18 protein-coding genes are annotated in these 18940 nt (G+C 59.5%); 8 read left to right on the plus strand and 10 right to left on the minus strand.

The window, feature by feature from the left end:
- The first annotated feature begins 11 nt into the window (after positions 1–11).
- Genes FHT92_RS15195 through FHT92_RS15205 form a run of 3 tightly spaced genes read left to right on the plus strand, consistent with a single transcriptional unit; the run spans position 12 to position 3897 of the window.
- Entirely contained in the window at positions 12–2723 is a 2712-nt protein-coding gene (locus tag FHT92_RS15195) for a sensor histidine kinase (protein ID WP_183826576.1), read from the plus strand.
- Positions 2720–3412, plus strand: coding sequence for a response regulator transcription factor (locus tag FHT92_RS15200; protein ID WP_183826579.1), 693 nt, complete (start codon positions 2720–2722; stop codon positions 3410–3412). The genes FHT92_RS15195 and FHT92_RS15200 overlap by 4 nt, the downstream gene beginning before the upstream one ends.
- Positions 3413–3441: 29 nt before the next feature.
- Positions 3442–3897 carry a PTS sugar transporter subunit IIA gene (locus FHT92_RS15205; protein ID WP_183826582.1) on the plus strand — a complete coding sequence of 152 codons (456 nt, stop codon included), beginning with the start codon at positions 3442–3444 and terminating at the stop codon, positions 3895–3897.
- A gap of 89 nt (positions 3898–3986) precedes the next feature.
- Here the strand turns inward: FHT92_RS15205 and FHT92_RS15210 are convergent, their stop codons facing one another.
- Positions 3987–5015: a porin gene (locus FHT92_RS15210; protein ID WP_183826585.1), complete on the minus strand. Its 1029-nt coding sequence runs from the start codon at positions 5013–5015 to the stop codon at positions 3987–3989.
- A 354-nt stretch (positions 5016–5369) separates the two neighbouring features.
- Here FHT92_RS15210 and FHT92_RS15215 point away from each other — a divergent pair, with 354 nt between their 5' ends.
- The 5 genes from FHT92_RS15215 (at position 5370) to FHT92_RS15235 (ending at position 10157) form a co-directional block, all read left to right on the plus strand.
- On the plus strand, positions 5370–6395 hold the full coding sequence (locus FHT92_RS15215; protein WP_183826588.1) for a sulfate ABC transporter substrate-binding protein: 1026 nt from the start codon (positions 5370–5372) through the stop codon (positions 6393–6395).
- 8 nt (positions 6396–6403) lie between these two features.
- Positions 6404–7261 carry a sulfate ABC transporter permease subunit CysT gene (cysT, locus tag FHT92_RS15220; RefSeq protein WP_183742727.1) on the plus strand — a complete coding sequence of 286 codons (858 nt, stop codon included), beginning with the start codon at positions 6404–6406 and terminating at the stop codon, positions 7259–7261.
- On the plus strand, positions 7251–8138 hold the full coding sequence (gene cysW, locus FHT92_RS15225; RefSeq protein ID WP_183826591.1) for a sulfate ABC transporter permease subunit CysW: 888 nt from the start codon (positions 7251–7253) through the stop codon (positions 8136–8138). The genes cysT and cysW overlap by 11 nt, the downstream gene beginning before the upstream one ends.
- 10 nt (positions 8139–8148) lie before the next feature.
- A complete protein-coding gene (locus tag FHT92_RS15230) occupies positions 8149–9189 on the plus strand; it encodes a sulfate/molybdate ABC transporter ATP-binding protein (protein WP_183742723.1) in 1041 nt (346 codons plus the stop codon).
- A 158-nt stretch (positions 9190–9347) separates the two neighbouring features.
- Positions 9348–10157, plus strand: coding sequence for a cell wall hydrolase (locus FHT92_RS15235; protein WP_183826594.1), 810 nt, complete (start codon positions 9348–9350; stop codon positions 10155–10157).
- Between the two features lie 17 nt (positions 10158–10174).
- Here the strand turns inward: FHT92_RS15235 and pepT are convergent, their stop codons facing one another.
- The 9 genes from pepT to FHT92_RS15280 all read right to left on the minus strand — a co-directional run bounded on the left by pepT (position 10175) and on the right by FHT92_RS15280 (position 18802).
- Positions 10175–11407, minus strand: coding sequence for a peptidase T (gene pepT, locus FHT92_RS15240; protein WP_183826597.1), 1233 nt, complete (start codon positions 11405–11407; stop codon positions 10175–10177).
- A 126-nt stretch (positions 11408–11533) separates the two neighbouring features.
- Entirely contained in the window at positions 11534–12592 is a 1059-nt protein-coding gene (locus FHT92_RS15245) for an ABC transporter ATP-binding protein (protein WP_183742717.1), read from the minus strand.
- A 4-nt stretch (positions 12593–12596) separates the two neighbouring features.
- On the minus strand, positions 12597–13427 hold the full coding sequence (locus tag FHT92_RS15250; protein WP_183742715.1) for a carbohydrate ABC transporter permease: 831 nt from the start codon (positions 13425–13427) through the stop codon (positions 12597–12599).
- 3 nt (positions 13428–13430) lie between these two features.
- On the minus strand, positions 13431–14366 hold the full coding sequence (locus FHT92_RS15255; RefSeq protein ID WP_183826600.1) for a carbohydrate ABC transporter permease: 936 nt from the start codon (positions 14364–14366) through the stop codon (positions 13431–13433).
- Positions 14367–14460: 94 nt separating this feature from the next.
- On the minus strand, positions 14461–15720 hold the full coding sequence (locus FHT92_RS15260; protein WP_183826603.1) for a sugar ABC transporter substrate-binding protein: 1260 nt from the start codon (positions 15718–15720) through the stop codon (positions 14461–14463).
- Between the two features lie 36 nt (positions 15721–15756).
- Entirely contained in the window at positions 15757–16923 is a 1167-nt protein-coding gene (locus FHT92_RS15265) for a PLP-dependent transferase (protein ID WP_183742708.1), read from the minus strand.
- The gene (locus FHT92_RS15270) at positions 16920–17642 is read right to left on the minus strand and encodes a FadR/GntR family transcriptional regulator (RefSeq protein WP_183826606.1); all 723 of its coding nucleotides are present in this window, start codon (positions 17640–17642) and stop codon (positions 16920–16922) included. The genes FHT92_RS15265 and FHT92_RS15270 overlap by 4 nt, the downstream gene beginning before the upstream one ends.
- Before the next feature lie 227 nt (positions 17643–17869).
- On the minus strand, positions 17870–18136 hold the full coding sequence (locus FHT92_RS15275) for a DUF2277 domain-containing protein (protein WP_183826609.1): 267 nt from the start codon (positions 18134–18136) through the stop codon (positions 17870–17872).
- A 192-nt stretch (positions 18137–18328) separates the two neighbouring features.
- Positions 18329–18802, minus strand: coding sequence for a hypothetical protein (locus FHT92_RS15280; protein ID WP_183826611.1), 474 nt, complete (start codon positions 18800–18802; stop codon positions 18329–18331).
- Positions 18803–18940 lie beyond the last annotated feature (138 nt).

The raw sequence follows: 18940 nt of genomic DNA on the forward strand, positions 1-18940 counted from the left end.
AGACCAAACCGATGCCAGACGACAACCGCGATCAGGCCGGCAGGCCCTCGCCCGATGCGCTGCTTGAAAAAGCGCGGGCGGAGGCGCGCGGGCGCCTCAAGATCTTCCTGGGTGCCGCCCCCGGCGTCGGCAAGACCTATGAGATGCTGGTCTCCGGCCGCGCCAAGGTGGCTGACGGCCTCGACGTGGTGATTGGAGTTGTCGAGACCCATGGCCGCAAAGAGACCGAGGCGCTGCTAGCCGGTTTCGAGATCGTTCCGCGTGTGAAGATCGCCTATCGCGGCCAATCGCTCGAAGAGATGGACCTCGATGCCATTCTCGCGCGCAAGCCCGATCTCGTTCTGGTCGACGAACTCGCCCACACCAATGCCGAGGGCAGCCGCCATCCGAAGCGCTATCTCGATGTCAAGGAACTGCTCGACCGCGGTATCGATGTCTATTCGACGCTGAACATCCAGCATGTGGAGAGCCTGAACGACGTCGTTTCGCAGATCACTCGCATCCGGGTGCGCGAAACCGTGCCGGATTCGGTGATCGACATGGCTGACGATATCGAGATCATCGACCTGACGCCCGACGATCTCATCAAGCGCCTGCATGACGGCAAGGTCTATGTCGCACGAACAGCCGAGCGAGCGCTAACCAACTATTTCACGCCCGGCAACCTGACGGCGCTGCGCGAACTTGCCCTGCGTAAGACTGCCCAGCGCGTCGACGATCAGTTGCTGACTCATATGCAGGCACACGCCATTTCCGGCCCGTGGGCCGCTGGCGAACGCGTGCTGGTATCGATTGACGAACATCCCCGCTCCGCGTCGCTCGTCCGCTACGCCTCTCGGATGGCGGCGCGGCTGCGAGGGCCGTGGGCGGCGGTTTATATCGAGACCAGTCGCTCCATCAATCTCTCGGAAGCGCAGCGCGACACGATCGCGGCCACCTTGCGACTTGCCGAACAGCTTGGCGGCGAGGCGATTACCATTCCCGGCCGCGAAGTGGCCGAAGAGCTGGTGCGCCACGCCACCAGCAACAATGTCACCCACATCGTCATCGGCGCGCCGAAGAAGCCGACATGGCGCGAATGGTGGTGGAGCCGCTCGACGCCGGATGAGCTGATCCGCCGAGCCGGCGACATCAGCGTGCATGTCATCTCCGGCAACGACAAGGACACCGCCTCGCAACGCGGCGTCAAAGCGGCTTCAAGTGTCCCGACGCTGAATATCAGGTCCTATCTCCTCTCGACCGTCTATGTCGCGATTGCGCTGGCTGTCGGTGTGGTGCTCGATCAGGTTCTGGACGTGCGCAACCTGGCTCTCGTCTTCCTGATGGCCATTTTGACCTCGGCCGTCATCCATGGCCTGAGGCCGGCGCTCTATACCTGTATCGTCAGTGCCCTCTCCTTCAATTTCTTCTTCCTCCCGCCGCGCTATACGCTGACGATTAGCGACCCTGAAAGCGTGCTGGCGCTCTTCTTCTTCCTCGGCGTCGCCATCATCGCCTCCAATCTGACCGCAACCGTGCAGCGACAGGCAGCGGCAGCCCGACAAAGGGCGCGAACGACGGAAGACCTCTATCTGTTTTCCAAGAAGCTTGCCGGCACCGGCACGCTGGACGACGTTCTCTGGGCAACCGCCTTCCAGATCGCCTCCATGCTCAAGGTGCGCGTGGTTCTGCTCTTGCCGGAGGATAATTCCATCGCCGTCAAGGCCGGATACCCGCCCGACGATACGCTCGACGACGCCGATATTGCCGCCGCGCGTTGGGCCTGGGAGCATAATCATGCCGCCGGTCGTGGCGCCGACACTCTGCCCGGCGCCAAGCGTCTCTATGTACCACTGCGCACCGGCCGCACCGCCGTCGGCGTCATCGGTCTCGACAGCGACCGCCGTGACGGCCCGCTGCTGACGCCCGAGCAGCAGCGCCTTCTGGACGCGCTCGCCGACCAGGCGGCCCTCGCCATCGAACGCGTGCAGCTCGTTGCCGATGTCGACCGGGCGAAACTTGCGGCGGAAGCAGACCGCCTGCGTTCGGCGCTGCTGACTTCGATCTCGCATGATCTGAAGACACCGCTTGCAGCGATCCTCGGCGCGTCCGGCACGCTGCGCGACTATTTCGATTCCATGTCGGCCGACGACCGCACGGACCTTCTCTCGACTGTCGTCGATGAATCCGAACGGCTCAACCGCTTCATCGCCAACCTGCTCGACATGACGAAGATCGAATCCGGCGCTATGGAACCGAATTACGCGCTGCACTATGCCGGCGACATCGCCGGCAGCGCGTTGCGCCGTGCCGCCAAGATTCTCGACCGTCACAAGACGGAAATGACGATCCCCACCGATCTGCCCATGGTCCGCGTCGATCCCGTTCTCTTCGAACAGGTCCTCTTCAACCTGCTCGACAATGCGGCCAAATACGCGCCGGAAGGCTCCGTCATCCGCATAGAGGGTTGGGCGGATGCCGACAACGTCGTCGTACAGGTCTCCGACGAAGGGCCGGGCATTCCCCCTGCAGACCTCACCCGTATTTTCGACACCTTTTATCGTGTGCGCAAGGGCGATCAGGTGCGCGCCGGCACCGGCCTCGGCCTCTCCATATGCCGGGGCTTCATCGAGGCGATGGGTGGCACGATCACTGCCGGCAACCGAATGGGCCGGTCCGGCGCTGTCTTCACCATCCGGCTTCCCAAACCGAATGACATTCCCAAACTGGATGAACTCAAATGACTGGTTCAGCCGTCAAGATTCTCGTCGTCGACGACGAGCCCCCGATTCGCAAGCTCTTACGTGTCGGACTCACCGCGCAGGGCTATGAAGTCCATGAGGCGCCGAATGCTGGTGCAGCCCGCCAGTCGGTCAAGGACGAGCAGCCAGATCTCATCGTGCTCGATCTCGGCCTTCCCGACCTGCCAGGCCATGACCTTCTGCAGGAATGGCGTGAGGACGGGCTCACCATGCCGGTCGTCATCCTGTCCAGCCGCACCGACGAGGCGGGCATCGTCAAGGCGCTGGAAACCGGTGCCGATGACTATGTCACGAAGCCCTTCGGCATCAACGAGCTCGGCGCCCGCATCCGCGTGGCGCTGCGCCACCGGCTGCAACAGCAGGGAGAAAAGGCGATCTTCCAGACGGGTGGCCTGTCGATCGATCTCGTCAAGCGCATCGTCAAAGTTGACGGCAAAGAAATTAAGCTGTCGCCGAAGGAATACGACATCCTGCGCGTGCTCGCCCAGCATGCCGGCAAGGTGCTGACACATCAATTTCTTCTGAAACAGGTGTGGGGCCCGGCAGCGGACGTGCAATATCTGCGCGTCTACGTGCGCCAGCTGCGGCAAAAGGTCGAGCAGATTCCCGACCAGCCACACTATATCACCACCGAGACCGGCGTCGGCTATCGGCTCCGCGAGCCTGACTGATACGCGCCGAAAACAGCATCGAGAAAGAAATGAACCTCTCCAATATCATCCGGCCGGAGCACACTTTCATCGGCCTGTCGGTGACGACCAAGTGGCGCGCGCTGCAGGCGATATCCGAAAAGGCCGGCAAAGCCTTCGACATCGACGGTCAGGCCGTCCTGAAGGCACTTGAATCCCGCGAGAAGCTCGGCTCCACCGGTATCGGCAACGGCATTGCGGTTCCGCATGCGGCTATCGACGGTATGACGAGCCCCCGTGGTCTGCTGATCCGTTTCGCTCAACCGCTGGATTTCGATGCGATCGACGATATCCCAACAGACATCGCCTTCGTGCTGCTCTTCGGGGAAAACAATCGCGGGGAATATTTGAACGTGCTTGCCGCCATCGCCCGCAGGCTTCAATCGGAGGGCGTCTTGGCCGCCATGCGCAAGGCCAGAAGCGTCGATGAATTCTATTCGGATTTCATCGCCGATTCGCGCGTGTAAGGAAAATCAGATTCGCGTTTTCCACCTTCCCCCCGCCGTAGCGGGGAGAAGGCAAATCGAAACAAAGGGGCCGCTTCGGCCCACTTTTATTAGAAGTCGCGCTGCAGACGCAGGAAACCGAAGGTTTCGTCGTCACCGTCTTCTTCGTCGTGATACTGAACGCTGACCTTGCTGCGCAGATTTTCAGCGATCTGGTAGTCGACGGTCACGCCGGTCGTGTAAGCGCTGCCGCCGCTGAAGCCCTTGCCGTCAGCGTCGAGATCAATCTTGTCGAAGTACTGGAAGGCCGGGGTAACGGCCCACTTGTCGGTGAGCTTGACCTTGTACTCGGCAGCGACCGTCCATTCGGACTCTTCATAGTAGTAGTTAGCGCCGCTAGCCCAGATGCCAGCGAGGCCGAGGGTGCCGGGACCGATGTCGGCATACAGGATTGCGCGGATGGCGCCTTCCTCGTTGTCGGTATCGTAGCTGCCGAGCAGGTAGCCGCTGAATGCGCCGCTCTTGAAGGAAACCTGGGCTGCGACGCCGAAGTTGTTCGGGCCTTCGCCATCCTTCTCGACATAGTCTTCTTCAAGTTCGTCGAGCGAGATACCGGCTGCGAAGCGGTCCGTCTCGTACTGATAACGGATCGAGTTGTGGGTCGTCTCATTGCTCGAGAGCGTGTCCGTCTCGCCGCTCAGATCGTCATCCCACCAGCTGTACTGCTTACCAACGCGGAAGCCGGCAATGTCGATGTAGCCTTCATCGAGCGTGGTCTTCTGATCGGTGGCGTTGTCAGCGTTGGTACGCAGCGTGATAACGCCCGTGAGCGTGCCATACTCGGTGTCGTTCTTGGTCTGGAAGGTGACCTGACCACGGGTAACGGCATCCCAGTCAGAGTCGTTGGCATCCCGGCCGCCAGCGTTCTGGCTGACATTAAGCTGGAAACGGATGTAGCCTTCGATCTTCAGGCAGGTTTCCGTGCCCGGGATGTAGAAATAGCCAGTCCCGTAGGCGTCGCAAACGCGAACATATTCTACGGGCTCCGGCTCGGCGGCGACGATAGCGTCGGCTGCATGTGCTCCGGAAACCGCTGCAAGGGCGGCAACAGAGCCAAGAAGGATAGTTTTAATAGACATCAGAAAGACCTTTTACGGTTAGTAAAGAGGCAGGCAATGCTTCAAGGACACCCCCACCGTCGGTCGCCGAATCCCAACGACCGGAAGTCCATGTAGGCACTCGAAAACGTCAACGCTGTAAAAGATGACCAAAAATCGACACACCAATGTCACTTTCGCGATGGAACTGTGGCAGAAAAATCACGATTGCGACGAGATGCCATAATTGGCTGCGATCAACGGCAGCACGTCTCATCCGCAGACGTCTGGTGAAATGGGATGGCTTTCTAAGGTTGGTCCCCGGAACCGGAACAATCTTCGTTTCATTATACGACCTAGTTGATAGAGTTTAGCGTATAAACACGGAGGGTTTCCATGCAGGCTTTAAGGTTCACCCGGCTCGTTGCGGCCGCGGTCGTGGCAGGCAGTTTTGCGATCGGCAGCGTCGCACCTGCATTCGCCGATCAGACGCTTCTCAACGTATCCTATGATCCGACGCGCGAATTGTATAAGGATTTCAACGTTGCCTTTGCCGCCAAGTGGCAGAAGGACACCGGTGAAACCGTGACGATCCAGGCATCGCACGGCGGTTCCGGCGCCCAGGCCCGCTCCGTCATCGATGGCCTGGAAGCCGATGTCGTGACGCTTGCCCTTGAAGGCGATATCGATGCCATCGCCAAGAAGACCGGCAAGATCCCGGCCGACTGGAAGACCAAGTTCCCGAACAATTCAACCCCCTACACTTCGACGATCGTCTTCTTGGTGCGCAAGGGCAACCCGAAGGGCATCAAGGATTGGAGCGATCTGGTCAAGGAGGACGTGCAGGTCATCACGCCGAACCCGAAGACTTCGGGCGGCGCTCGCTGGAACTTCCTGGCTGCCTGGGCATGGGCAAAACAGGCCAATGGCGGCGACGACGGCAAGGCGCAGGAGTATGTGGCGAAACTGCTGCAGCACGTTCCGGTTCTTGATACTGGCGCTCGTGGTGCTACGACCACCTTTGTCCAGCGTGGCCTCGGCGATGTCCTGCTTGCGTGGGAAAACGAAGCCTATCTCTCGCTCGAGGAACTCGGCCCCGATCAGTTCGAGATCGTGACCCCCACCTTCTCGATCCGCGCTGATCCGCCTGTTGCAATCGTCGATGGCAACGTCGACAAGAAGGGCACACGAAAGGTCGCGGAAGCCTATCTGAACTACCTTTATTCGGATGAAGGCCAGAAGATCGCGGCAAAGCATTATTACCGCCCGATCAAGCCGGAAGCAGCTGATCCAGCCGACATTGCCCGCTTCCCGAAGCTGACGCTCGCCACGATTGACGACTTCGGCGGCTGGAAGGAAGCACAGCCGAAATTCTTCAGCGATGGCGGCGTATTTGACCAGATCTACAAGCCGGCCCAATAATAGGTCTTATGAGCGCACATAACCCCACACGGTGGCGGTTCAAGCGGCCGAGCGTCATTCCGGGTTTCGGACTGGCGCTCGGCCTTACCTTGATCTGGCTTACCCTTATCGTCCTTATCCCGCTGTCTGGCCTCGCCTGGCGGTCGAGCGCACTCGGCTGGGAGAAGTTCTTCGGCATTGCATTCGACCAGCGGACGCTGAGCGCGCTGCGCATCAGCTTCGGCTGCGCCTTCATCGCCGCCTGTCTCAATGTCGTCTTTGGCGTTATCCTTGCCTGGGTGCTGGTGCGTTACCGGTTCCCCGGCAAACGCGTCATCGATGCCATGGTGGACCTGCCCTTCGCCTTGCCGACGGCCGTCGCTGGCATCGCATTGACCACGCTCTATGCTCCGAACGGCTGGGTCGGGCAGTTCCTGACGCCACTCGGCATCAAGATCGCCTTCACGCCGGCTGGCATTGTCGTCGCCCTCATCTTCGTCGGCCTGCCCTTCATCGTGCGAACGGTCCAGCCGGTCATGGAAGAGATCGACAAGGAGGTGGAGGAGGCTGCCGCCACGCTCGGCGCCAATCGCTTCCAGACAATCGCACGCGTGCTGCTGCCGGGCCTTGCGCCTGCGGTCCTGACGGGTTTCGCTCTCGCCTTCGCCCGCGCGGTCGGCGAATACGGCTCGGTCATCTTCATTGCCGGCAATCTGCCGTTCAAATCGGAAATTGCCCCTCTGCTGATCGTCATCAAGCTCGAAGAATACAACTACGCGGCAGCGACCGGCATTGCGGCGATCATGCTGATCATCTCCTTCACGATGCTGCTTGTCATCAATCTGATCCAGAGCTGGAGCAGGCGGAGGTACGGTTATGGCGTCTAATGCTACCGCAACCGTTTCGACCGCGGAGCCGCACAAGGTTCATTCGGCTGTCACCGAAAGCAAGGTCGCCCGTATCACGCTGGTCGTCGTCGCGCTCGTCTTCCTGCTCTTGATCCTGCTCCTGCCGCTTGCGGCCGTCTTCGTCGAGGCCTTCCGCAAAGGTGCCGGCGCTTTCTTCACAGCCCTTCAGGACGCCGAAACCTTCTCGGCGATCCGCCTGACGCTGATCGTCGCCGGCGTCAGCGTGCCGCTGAACCTCGTCTTCGGCATCGCCGCTGCCTGGGCGATCGCCAAGTTCGAATTCAAAGGCAAGGCGTTCCTGACCACGCTGATCGACCTGCCCTTCTCGGTCTCACCTGTTATCTCGGGCCTGGTCTTCGTGCTGCTCTTCGGCGCCAACACCTGGCTCGGCCAATGGCTGAGTGCCAGTGACATCAAGATCCTGTTTGCAGCGCCGGGGCTGATCCTCGCCACCATGTTCGTCACTTTCCCCTTCGTTGCACGTGAGCTCATTCCGCTCATGCAGGAACAGGGAACGCAGGATGAAGAGGCAGCCCTTTCGCTTGGCGCAAGCGGCTGGCAGGCCTTCTGGCACGTCACGCTGCCGAACATCAAATGGGGCCTGCTCTATGGAGTGCTGCTCTGCAACGCCCGCGCCATGGGTGAGTTCGGCGCCGTGTCGGTTGTATCAGGCCATATTCGCGGGCAAACCAACACGATGCCGTTGCAGGTGGAAATCCTCTACAACGAATATAACTTCACCGGAGCCTTTGCGGTCGCTTCGCTTCTGGCCTTGCTTGCCCTCGTCACGCTTGTTTTGAAGACGCTACTGGAAATGCGCTATAGCGCGGAAATCGCCGCCAGCCGGCGGCACTGAAGGAACTAGCATGGAAGTACGCGTCCAAAACCTACGCAAGGAATTCGATCGCTTTCCGGCGCTGCACGATGTCTCGCTCGACATCCGCTCGGGAGAACTGATCGCACTGCTCGGCCCCTCAGGCTCTGGCAAGACCACGCTGCTGCGCCTCATCGCCGGCCTCGAAAGCCCGACCGATGGTCTGATTTTCTTCGGCGACGAAGATGCATCGAGAAAGACAGTCCAGCAACGCAATATCGGCTTCGTGTTCCAGCACTATGCGCTTTTCCGCCATATGACGGTGCTCGACAACGTCTCCTTCGGCCTGAAGGTGCGCAGTGCATCGCGCCGTCCGCCGAAGGCAGAGATTCGCAAACGGGCGCTGGAACTGCTCGATCTCGTACAGCTTTCAGGCCTTGAAAAACGCTATCCAGCGCAGCTTTCTGGAGGCCAGCGCCAGCGCGTGGCGCTGGCCCGCGCCATGGCCGTGGAGCCGAATGTCCTGCTGCTCGATGAGCCCTTCGGCGCGCTCGATGCGCAGGTGCGCAAAGACCTGCGCAAATGGCTGCGCGAAATCCATGATCGCACCGGCCACACCACCGTCTTCGTCACCCACGATCAGGACGAAGCGATGGAGCTCGCCGACCGCGTCGTCGTCATGAGCCAGGGTGCGATTGAGCAAGTTGGCACGCCGGATCAGGTCTACGACAGCCCCAATTCACCTTTCGTCTTCGGCTTCGTAGGCCAGTCCAACTGCCTGCAGGTGGAGGTCGCCGGCGGCGATATCCGCTTCGAAGGCCGTTCGCTCGGTCTCAACGCCGAGGGCGAAGCTGATGGCGCTGCGCAGCTCTATTTCCGCCCGCACGATGTCCGGCTTTGCGAATCCGCCGAAAACTGCATTGCCGGCCAACCGATCGCAAGCCGGCGCGTCGCTGGCACTCGCCATATCGAACTCGATATCGGTAAGGAGCGGCCGCATATCGAAATCGAACTTCCGCCGAGCGAAGCCGACAGGTTGGATCGCTTACGCGTCGCCTTCAAGCCGACTCGCTGGAAGCTCTTCCGGAATTGATATCGCCGCAATACCGGTTCCCGCCAGAATCGTATTTCAGCGGGAACCCTTTGTTATTTTTGTTATCTCCGGTTGTTTGTATTTTTGTCACATGCCGGGTAAAACGTTTTCGCTGAATCGAAAAGGGCTGGACTAATTCCAATAGGAGGCACCTGGCGTTGAGGGCGGAGATTTCCTTTGGAAAATCCCTGGTTGGGATTTTATTCGTAGGACTAGCAGCCGCAAGCTGCACAACCACACCGAAACCGGCGGCAGCGCCGGTCAAAGCCAAGCAGAAACAGGCTCAGTCGGCAAAAGTCACTTTCAATTATACCACCAAGGATCGCGACTGCCTCAAGCGAGCGATGTATTTCGAATCGCAGCATTCGGACGAGGCTGGCTATCTGGCCGTCGGCAGTGTGATCATGAACAGGCTGACCTCCGGTGCCTATGCCGACTCCATCTGCGGCGTCGTGGCCCAGAAGAAGCAGTTTGCGCCAGGCGTCATGACCCGCGAGGTCAAGCCGCAGGCCGAACCTGAACTTACGACAGCGGCTGATGCGGTCCTGAAGGGCGAGCGTCATCCAGCCGTGGGAGATGCGATGTTCTTCCACACCGCGGGATTGAAATTTCCCTACAATAACATGCACTATGTGACGGTAGCGGGCGGCAACGCCTTCTACGAAAAGCGCGACGAAAATGGCACGCTCGAAACGCCGCCACCACTGCCGTCCTACGAAGTCGCAATGAACTATGTCCCCGGCGAGAGCATGCTGCCGCCACAGTTCGAGATGCTGATTCCGTCGGAGGTTCCGGTACCTATCCCATCTCCCGACCCAGCGGCGACGGCAAGCATCAACCCGATGCCGATGCCCGCAGCGGCGACGGCAATCGAGCCTGAACCCGGCACACCGATCGCCATCCCAACACCGCGCCCTGCCTATGACAGCGTGATGTTGCGGCCAAGCATTCCGGCAAACGGCGGCTGATCCTGGAGGGAGGAGCGCTAGGCGCGCTCTTCCCAGACCTTCGCAAGCTCCACGATCGTTCTGACAGCCTTTTCCATATCCTGGCGGCTGATCCATTCGAGTGGCGAGTGGAAAGCGTGACCGCCAGCGAAAATGTTGGGACACGGCAGGCCCATGAAGGAAAGACGCGAGCCGTCGGTGCCGCCGCGGATGCTGCCGCGCACCGGCGTCATACCCGCCCGGCGCACCGCCTCGACTGCGTTCTCGACGATCTCGGGATGACGGTCGAGCACCACCTTCATATTGCGGTACTGTTCCTTCACGTCGAAATCATAGGTCGAGCCCGGATAAGCCTTCATCACATCCTTGACGATCGCTTCGAGCATGGCCTCCTTTTCGGTCAGACCCTCGTTTGTGAAATCGCGGATGATAAGGCTGATTGCGGTCTTTTCCATCGAGCCGGCCACTCCTGTCGGATGAATGAATCCGTGCCTTCCCTCAGTCGCCTCCGGCGCGATCTCCTTCGGTAGCCGGTCGATGATCGCGCCGGCGATCTTGATGGCGTTTTCCATCCGGTCCTTGGCAAAACCCGGATGGATTGCTACGCCTGTGATAACAATATCGACGCTATCTGCCGAAAAGGTCTCGTCCTCGATATGGCCGATGGTTTCGCCGTCCATCGTATAGGCGAAATCCGCGCCGAGCTTCTCCAGGTCGACCTTATTGACGCCACGACCGACTTCTTCGTCCGGCGTGAACAGGATCTTGATCGGCCCGTGTTTGATCTCACGATTGTCGACGAGGATCTGGGCCGCAGTCATGATTTCTGCCAGGCCAGCCTTGTCGTCGGCGCCGAGCAAGGTCGTCCCATCGGTGGTAACGATATCGTTGCCGATCTGGTTTTTCAGCTCGGGATGTTCCGACACGCGGATCACCCGGCTCGGATCACCGGGAAGCTGGATATCCCCGCCCGCATAAGCCTTCACCATCTGCGGCTTGACGTTCTTGCCGGTGAAGTCAGGCGCAGTGTCCATGTGCGAGCAGAAGCAGATGACCGGCACGCTCTTGTCAGTATTGGCCGGAATCGTCGCATAAACATAACCATGCTCATCGAGATGAGCATCCGAAAGGCCGATCTCCAGGAGCTCGGCGACCAGAACCTGGCCGAGATCCTTCTGTTTTTCGGTGGTCGGCTGCGTGGATGAGGCGGGATCAGATTGGGTGTCGATGACGACGTAGCGGAGAAAACGGTCGAGAACAGTGTCTGTCATAATATCCATTCCAGCATGATCAACGTTCGATCATATAGCCATCGGAGGCACTGTGATGAAAGGTCTTTTCCGCTTGTGACGGATTGCATCGCATCCGCCCCGAGCCGGGCTATCGCCTTTGCCGGCTCAATCGATGCGATTGCCTTCACCATTGAACACATGCAGGTGTTTGGCCGGAAAAGCGACATTGACCGTCGGTCCCGCGCTCAGCGCATCACGATCAAGCGTGAAGATCTTGAACGGCAGGCCGTGCAGAGAGAGATGCAGGATTATGCCGAACCCTGTCGGTTCGACGAGTTCGACATCGGCGGCAATCCCGACCCCATCGTTCGTCATCACGACATGTTCGGGCCGGATGCCGAGGGTCACCTTTTCGCCTGTCGATAAAGACAATGATGTGTCGAGTGGCACGATCGTGCCGTCCTTCAGCTTCACGCCGCCTGGCTCATAGCTCGCATCGAGGAAGTTCATGCCTGGCGAGCCGATGAAACCCGCCACGAAGAGATTGGCGGGGCGGTCATAAAGTTCCAAGGGGCTGCCGACCTGCTGCACGACCCCGCCATGCATGGCGACGATCCGGTCCGCCAGCGTCATCGCCTCTATCTGGTCGTGGGTTACGTAGATCGAGGTCGCTTTGAGGTCGCCATGCAGTTTCTTGATCTCGGCGCGCATCTGCTCGCGCAGGCGCGCATCGAGGTTCGACAGCGGCTCGTCAAACAGGAAGGCTTTCGGCTGGCGCACGATGGCGCGGCCCATGGCAACGCGCTGCCGCTGACCGCCCGAGAGTGCCTTCGGCCGGCGCTCCAGCAACGGATCGAGGCCGAGCTTCGTCGCGGCGCTGGCCACCGCGCTGGCGATCTTTTCCTTCGCCGTCTTTCTGAGCTTCAGGCTGTAGCTCATATTGCCGGCGACATTCATATGTGGATAGAGCGCGTAGGATTGGAACACCATGGCGATGTCGCGGTCCTTCGGATGCAGCTCGTTGACGCGATTGCCGGCGATGCGGATCTCGCCGCCCGTCACGTCTTCCAGGCCCGCGATCATGCGCAGCAGCGTAGACTTGCCGCAGCCGGACGGGCCGACGAGGACGACGAATTCGCCGTCCTTGATCTCCAGATCGACGCCATGCAGCACCGGGAAATGACCGTAGGATTTCTTGATATTCTTGATGTCGATCGATGCCATGTGACTAACCCTTGACCGCGCCGGCCGTCAGGCCCTGGACGAGATAACGCTGGATGAGCAGGAAGAAGAGGCCGGCCGGAATGAGCGCCATGATGCCTGCAGCCATCATCTGCCCGAAATCTACGGAGAATTTCGAAACGAAGGTGAGAAGACCGACCGGGAAGGTCGCCGCGTCATTGCCGTTGATCAGCATCAGTGCGAAAAGCAGCTCGCTCCACGCCGCGGTGAAAACGAAGCCGAGGGTTGCCGCGATGCCGGGCAAGGTCAGCGGCAGGATGATTTGCCGGAAGGCCATGAATTGGGTGGCCCCATCAATCATGGCCGCCTCTTCGAGATCCTTCGGAATGCCGTCGAAGAAGGACTGCATCAGGAAGGTCGCGAAGGGCACATTGAAGGCGGTGTAGACAATGACGAGGCCGGTCAGGCTGTTCGTAAGATGCAGCGGCGACAAGATCTTGAAGATCGGCGCCACCAGCATGACGAGCGGAAACATCTGCGTCAGCAGCATCAGCGCCACGATCCAGTATTTTGCACGGAAATTGAAACGCGACAGCGCATAACCCGACAGCGACGCGCAGATCGTCACCGCTACCGCGGTTGAGGCGGAAACGATGACGCTGTTCTTGAAGAAGGTCGGGAAGGCGCTGTGCTGCAGCACGAAACTATAGTGCTCCCAAGTGGTCCGCGACGGCCACATGCGAACACCCTCGGTATAGAGCAGGTCATTCGGCGTTACCGAGACCTTCAAGAGCCAAAAGAGCGGGAAAAGCGCGAAGACGACATAGACGAGGATCGCCAGACGATGCGCGATGACGGGGAGAATGGTTCGTCTCATGGCTCAATCCTTGGACAGCAGGCTCTGCCGCAGCAGGATGATCAGCATGGAATAGGCGAGAAGCAGGACCAGCAGCACCAGCGCAATCGCCGAGGCATAGCCGAAATCGAGCCGCTTGAAGGCCTGGGTGAAGATGTAGCTCGCGACAATCTGCGTCCTGTCCGCCGGGCCGCCGCCGGTCATGACGACGATGAGATCGGCGAAATTCGAAATCCAGACGGTGCGCAGCATGACGGTAATGGCAATGGTCGGCGCCAGAAACGGCAAGGTGATCGACCAGAAGCGCTGGAACCAGCCGGCGCCGTCGATCGAGGCCGCTTCATAAAGATCGCGCGGGATCGCCTGCAGGGCTGCAAGCAGCGTGATGGCAAAGAAGGGAATACCCCACCAGACATTGGCGATGATCGGGCCCCACATCGCATATTGCGGATCGGAGAGAATATTGCCCGGCTCACTCATCAGCCCGAGCCCAAAGAGCCAGTGCGGGATCGGCCCGATGACCGGATTGAAAAGCCAGGCCCAGTTCAGGCCGGCAAGGAATGACGGTACGGCCCAGGGCAGGAAAACCAGCGCCTGAATGACGCCCCTGCCCCAGAACGACTTGTCGAGCAGAAGGGCGAGGATGAGACCGAAGATAAATTGCAGGATCACTGAAGCGCCGGTCCACCAGAGCGTATTCTTCAGCGCACCATAGAAGGCCTTGTCCTGTGCAAGCTCGCGGAAATGCTCGATCCCGACGAAGCCACCGGAAAAAGGATTGAGAAGCTGGATATCGCGGAAGGCATAGGAAACGCCGACCACCAGCGGGACCAGCATGACCGCAATGATCAGGATCAGCGAGGGCGCGCTATAGAGATAAGGCTCCGAGGCATCAGCCAGACGGCGCAGCCATGGCCGGCGGTCGTGGCGCATCTCGAGCGTGTCGGCGGTGATAGTCATTTACCCGATACTTCCCCTTGCGGCACTTCTGCGCGCCGTCTGTCATTGCATGAGCGGCGGCGGAAGATCTCCGCCGCCGTTTCCGGTTTTGGCCTTACTTCTTGGCCAGGAACTTCTGCTGCGCCTTGGTGAGGTAATCGGCCCACTGATCGGCAAGATCCTTGGCCGAGATGTCGCCGAGCAGCGCCTGCTGCGAGGTCTTGATCGCCATGGAATCCTTGAAGAAGGCGAATTCCTCTAGGTAGGTCGGCATGACCGTCGGGACGGTATTCTTGTCGGCAAGCTCCTCGAACCAGCCCTTGAACTGGTCACCGGCGTAGAACGGATCCTTCTCGGCCGCCGTATAGGCCGGCAGGGCACCGATCTTCTTGTTCCACTCGATGTTGCCTTCAGGCCCTTCAAGGGTGGCGATCAGCTTCCAGGAAAGATCCTTGTTCTGGCTCGTCGTGAACATCGACCAGCCGCCGTAACCAATGGTCGGATAGGACTTGCCGGCGGGACCCTTCGGCAGCGGAATGACGCCGAAATCGTCCTTCTTCATGCGCTCGGCAATCGCGATCAGCGCGTCGGGATCTTGGTCGAGGAAGGCGCAGGTGCCGGAATAAAAGCCGGCGACGACTTCGTTGAAGCCCCAGTTGACGCTGTCCTTCGGCGCATAGCCCTTCTTATAGAGGTCCACCATCCACTCGATGCCCTTTGCCCAGCCTTCGCTGTTCATGGTCGAGGTGCCATCCTCCTTGAAGTACTTGTTGTCGCCGGCCATGGAGGCGGCGAAGATCATCCAGCCGTTCAGGCCGCCCGGACCACCACGCATGCAGTAGCCGTATTTGCCCGGCAATTTGGAGACGGCTTCAGAGGCCTTGGTGAAATCCTCCATGGTCTTCGGCGGTTCCTTCACGCCGGCTTCCGCGAGCAGCTTCTTGTTGTAGAACATGGCGCGCAGATAGAAGCCGTAAGGCAGCATGTATGCCGTGTTCTTGACATCGCGGCCGAGTTCGAGCGCACGCGGCGTCAATTCCGTGGTGTGCTCCCATTTTGCAAGATAGGGCTCGAGGCTTTCGAGCATGCCGTTATTGGCATAGAGCGACAGCCAGGTATCGGGCATTTCCATCACGTCGGGCACATCGCCGGCCGAGACCATAGTCGCGAACTTCTGGAAGGCTTCGTTCCAGGGCAGCGAGATGATGTCGACCTTGGTGCCGGGATTGGCGGCTTCGAACTTGCCGACGATCGATTTCAGCGTTTCGGTGCGCTCCGGGCTGGTAATGACTTCGACAAGCTTGAGCGTCGTGTCCGCAAAAGCCGTACCCGCCATCATCGTGGCAAAGAGCGTTGAAAGAATAAGCTTTTTCATTTTTGGTTCCCCTCCGTAGTTGTTGTGAGGTTTCGGTTAAGAGGCGACGGCAATCGCCTCCTCGATATCCCTCCACAGGGCCTCGGTTCCTTCGAGGCCAATGTGAAGGCGCACAGATCGCGGGCTGATGCCGAAAGCTTGTGCGGAATTCGGCTGTGCCTTCTGCTGCAGCACAACTTCGCCCGGTACGATCAGGCTTTCATGCCCACCCCAGCTGACACCCAGTTTGAAAAGCTTGAGGTGGTCCGCGAAGGCTCTGATGTCGATTCCTTCGCGGAATATGAACGAGAAAAGACCCGACGTGCCGTTGAGGCCGGCGGGCAGGCGGTTGGCGAGGCCCGGATGGCAGACCTGCTCGACCACGTCGAGCGCCTGCAGGCGCTGCGCGATCGTCATGGCCGCCGCCTCATGCGCCCGCATGCGCAAAGGCAGGGTCCGCAAGCCGCGGATCAGCAGCCAAGCGTCAAAGGGCGACAACTTGCCGCCGAGATAGGGATAGGATTCGGCCTTGATGCGGGCGATCATCTCCTTCGAACCGGCAACAACACCGGCGACGACATCGCTGTGGCCGCCGAGATATTTGGAGGCGGAATGGATGACGAGGTCGACGCCGAGCGTTACCGGCCGCTGAAAGAACGGGCTCGCCCAGCTATTGTCGATCATGGTGACGACGCCATGGTTCTTTGCGAGTGCGGCGAGCGCGCCGACATCATGGGCTTCCATCACCCAGCTCGTCGGGCTCTCCATATAGAAGACTTTGGCGCCTGGCAGCGCCTTGGCAATGGCCTCTTCATCACGGCCGTCGACATAGGTCACCTCGACCTTCATGCGCTTCAGGATCGTGCCGAACAGGCGGAAGGCATCGGGATAGACATGCTTGACCGCGACGATGCGGTCGCCCGGCTCCACGAAGCTCAGTACCGCAGAGGAGATTGCCGCCATGCCGCTTGCAAAACCCAAAGCATCCTCGGCACCTTCTAGCTTTGCCAGCATCTCCTCGAACATACGCACGGTCGGGTTGAGGCCACGCGTATAGATCGGCCGCACCTTTTCGCCGCGATAGGAGGCGATCATGTCATCGTAGTCGGAGAAGGTGAAAAGCGAGGTTTGGAAAATCGGCGGGACGACTGCTTCTGCGAAGTTGCCTTCGTCATGAGCGGTGATCAGCGAGGCAAGGTCGAACGGTTCGAGGCCGTCAGTCATCGGGACATTTCCTTGATGTCTTCCTCGACCACGTCGAGGATTTTCAGTGTCTCACGCCGCGCCGCCTCGGTGTCCTGGGCGGCAATCGCGTTGAAAAGGGTTCGGTGGAAGGGAAAGGAACGGCGAGCAAAATCCTGCCGGTCAAAGGGATGCGACCAAAAACGCTCGAAGGTTTCGCGCATCTGCTCCAGCAGTTGCCGAAACAACGGATTGTGCGTGGCGTCATAGACAGCGAGGTGGAAAGCAAGGTCTTCCGGCCCGGACGTACCCTTGGCAATATGCACCCGCTCCATTTCGTCGAGCTTTTCCTCGATGATCGCGAGATCTCGGGCAGTTCGCCGCCGGGCGGCCACCATGCCGGCTTCGCATTCGATACCGCGGCGAACCTCAAGCGTCTGTAAAAGTGCGTCACGCTGGTGCGTCGTATCGAGCGACAGCGGCATGTGGACCGTATCTCGGGAAACTGGTTTCAGCAGATAAGTTCCGCTGCCCTTGCGCGTCTCGATGACGCCGAGCGCCTGAAAATGCCGGATTGCCTCGCGAATGGTAGACCGCCCGACGGCAAGCGCTGCCATCAATTCACGCTCCGCCGGCAGTCGGTCGCCCGCCTGAAGCCGGGCATCCTCGACATAGTGCGCCAGCGCTTCCGTCACCTGACGGGCGCGGTCCATCGCCGGAAGCGGCCGGATCACCGGCCTGTCGCTACCATTTGCGTTCATCTTCCCCAAGTTCTCTTATTTAGGTAGCCGACCGTAAAATTGGTCTGACATCTTAGCATTTCTCAAAGATGGAGAGGCGTCAAGTCATACTGTTTGACGTCGCAGGATATCTTCGCCAAGGGACTGATCAGCTTGGAGTATCGTATCCAAGCAATGAGAAATCACTGACATACTCCAGGTGGCAGGGCGAACTACCCGCCAAATGGAGGAATTGCAAGGCGGCTTTCTTAGGCGAAGCGGGTCGCTGCTCGTGCCCGCGCTTTCGCGGCTACTTCGTCGCGGTCGCGAGGAGGCTGAGAGGTCTCCAGCGAGTTAAGCAGTTCCCTGGCGGATTTCGCGATCGACACCACCGCGTGTTCAAAAGCGGCCTCATTGCGTTTTGATGGCCTGTTGGTACCGCTCAACTTGCGTACGAATTGAAGCGCCGCATCATGGATTTCCTCGTCCGTCGCTGGGGGATCGAAGTTGAATAGGGGCTTGATATTTCGGCACATGCCTTGCTTTCCTTTTTCGTCACTCCGCCGCTTCAAACGGCTACGTGGTATAAAAGCTAGTTCCGTGAGCGCTCACTGCAACGGACTAGGCCACCGATCCCGTTAAGTGGACGGCCGTCTTAAACGGCTCCCATGAGAAGATCTTCAAGCTCGCTTCTAACTCGACCTCTATAAAGGCGGAGCCGCCCACGTCTACCGACTGCTTGCGAACTCAACCGATGATATTTCGACTGACCAATCCAGTTCCTGTGGCGTCAATTTATCCGGCAAAGTCTGCAGGCCTCGATATTGGTTTAGCGCCCAGCAGTCGTCATAGGTGCCGCCAGGCTCGATGATTTTATAGCTCGTGAGGTGGTCGGAATAATACTCGATGCTGAAGCCGCGACGTTTTGCGATCAGCCGGAAGCGGACGACATTCACCTGCTGCCGAGAACCGTTGAAAAGCCGAACGAAAACTGGCCTGGCGGGATCTGGGCATCCCCTAGTTCCACTGCTCGTGCCTTCTACCGAGGCACTCGATCCATCGCGGTTTGTTTGCTGGAAGTAGATGAAGGTCGCAACAACGCCGCCCACGACCACCACTCCGGTGAGGGTAAGCAGCGTCGGCTTTGGAAACAGAAAGAAAAAGACGATAACGATGACCACCGCGACTATCAGTAAAATCATATGGCGGGTCTCGTTTCTCTACCTTTGTGCCGTCCAAAAGGACGACGTGATATGAGGCCTTTGTCATCGCCCAACTCTTGGCCGCTTGAATTAGTCGCGAACGCGATGTTTTGGCGTCTCAACATGTAGGTGTTTGCT

The sequence above is a fragment of the Rhizobium sp. BK377 genome (assembly GCF_014193935.1).
Lineage (GTDB): Bacteria > Pseudomonadota > Alphaproteobacteria > Rhizobiales > Rhizobiaceae > Rhizobium.

Excerpts from the sequence above, each read along its gene's own strand:
- FHT92_RS15195 (WP_183826576.1), top strand. The coding sequence starts at position 12 with ATGCCAGACGACAACCGCGATCAGGCCGGCAGGCCCTCGCCCGATGCG.
- FHT92_RS15200 (WP_183826579.1), top strand. The coding sequence starts at position 2,720 with ATGACTGGTTCAGCCGTCAAGATTCTCGTCGTCGACGACGAGCCCCCG.
- FHT92_RS15205 (WP_183826582.1), top strand. The coding sequence starts at position 3,442 with ATGAACCTCTCCAATATCATCCGGCCGGAGCACACTTTCATCGGCCTG.
- FHT92_RS15210 (WP_183826585.1), bottom strand. The coding sequence starts at position 5,015 with ATGTCTATTAAAACTATCCTTCTTGGCTCTGTTGCCGCCCTTGCAGCG.
- FHT92_RS15215 (WP_183826588.1), top strand. The coding sequence starts at position 5,370 with ATGCAGGCTTTAAGGTTCACCCGGCTCGTTGCGGCCGCGGTCGTGGCA.
- cysT (WP_183742727.1), top strand. The coding sequence starts at position 6,404 with ATGAGCGCACATAACCCCACACGGTGGCGGTTCAAGCGGCCGAGCGTC.
- cysW (WP_183826591.1), top strand. The coding sequence starts at position 7,251 with ATGGCGTCTAATGCTACCGCAACCGTTTCGACCGCGGAGCCGCACAAG.
- FHT92_RS15230 (WP_183742723.1), top strand. The coding sequence starts at position 8,149 with ATGGAAGTACGCGTCCAAAACCTACGCAAGGAATTCGATCGCTTTCCG.
- pepT (WP_183826597.1), bottom strand. The coding sequence starts at position 11,407 with ATGACAGACACTGTTCTCGACCGTTTTCTCCGCTACGTCGTCATCGAC.
- FHT92_RS15245 (WP_183742717.1), bottom strand. The coding sequence starts at position 12,592 with ATGGCATCGATCGACATCAAGAATATCAAGAAATCCTACGGTCATTTC.
- FHT92_RS15250 (WP_183742715.1), bottom strand. The coding sequence starts at position 13,427 with ATGAGACGAACCATTCTCCCCGTCATCGCGCATCGTCTGGCGATCCTC.
- FHT92_RS15255 (WP_183826600.1), bottom strand. The coding sequence starts at position 14,366 with ATGACTATCACCGCCGACACGCTCGAGATGCGCCACGACCGCCGGCCA.
- FHT92_RS15260 (WP_183826603.1), bottom strand. The coding sequence starts at position 15,720 with ATGAAAAAGCTTATTCTTTCAACGCTCTTTGCCACGATGATGGCGGGT.
- FHT92_RS15265 (WP_183742708.1), bottom strand. The coding sequence starts at position 16,923 with ATGACTGACGGCCTCGAACCGTTCGACCTTGCCTCGCTGATCACCGCT.
- FHT92_RS15270 (WP_183826606.1), bottom strand. The coding sequence starts at position 17,642 with ATGAACGCAAATGGTAGCGACAGGCCGGTGATCCGGCCGCTTCCGGCG.
- FHT92_RS15275 (WP_183826609.1), bottom strand. The coding sequence starts at position 18,136 with ATGTGCCGAAATATCAAGCCCCTATTCAACTTCGATCCCCCAGCGACG.
- FHT92_RS15280 (WP_183826611.1), bottom strand. The coding sequence starts at position 18,802 with ATGATTTTACTGATAGTCGCGGTGGTCATCGTTATCGTCTTTTTCTTT.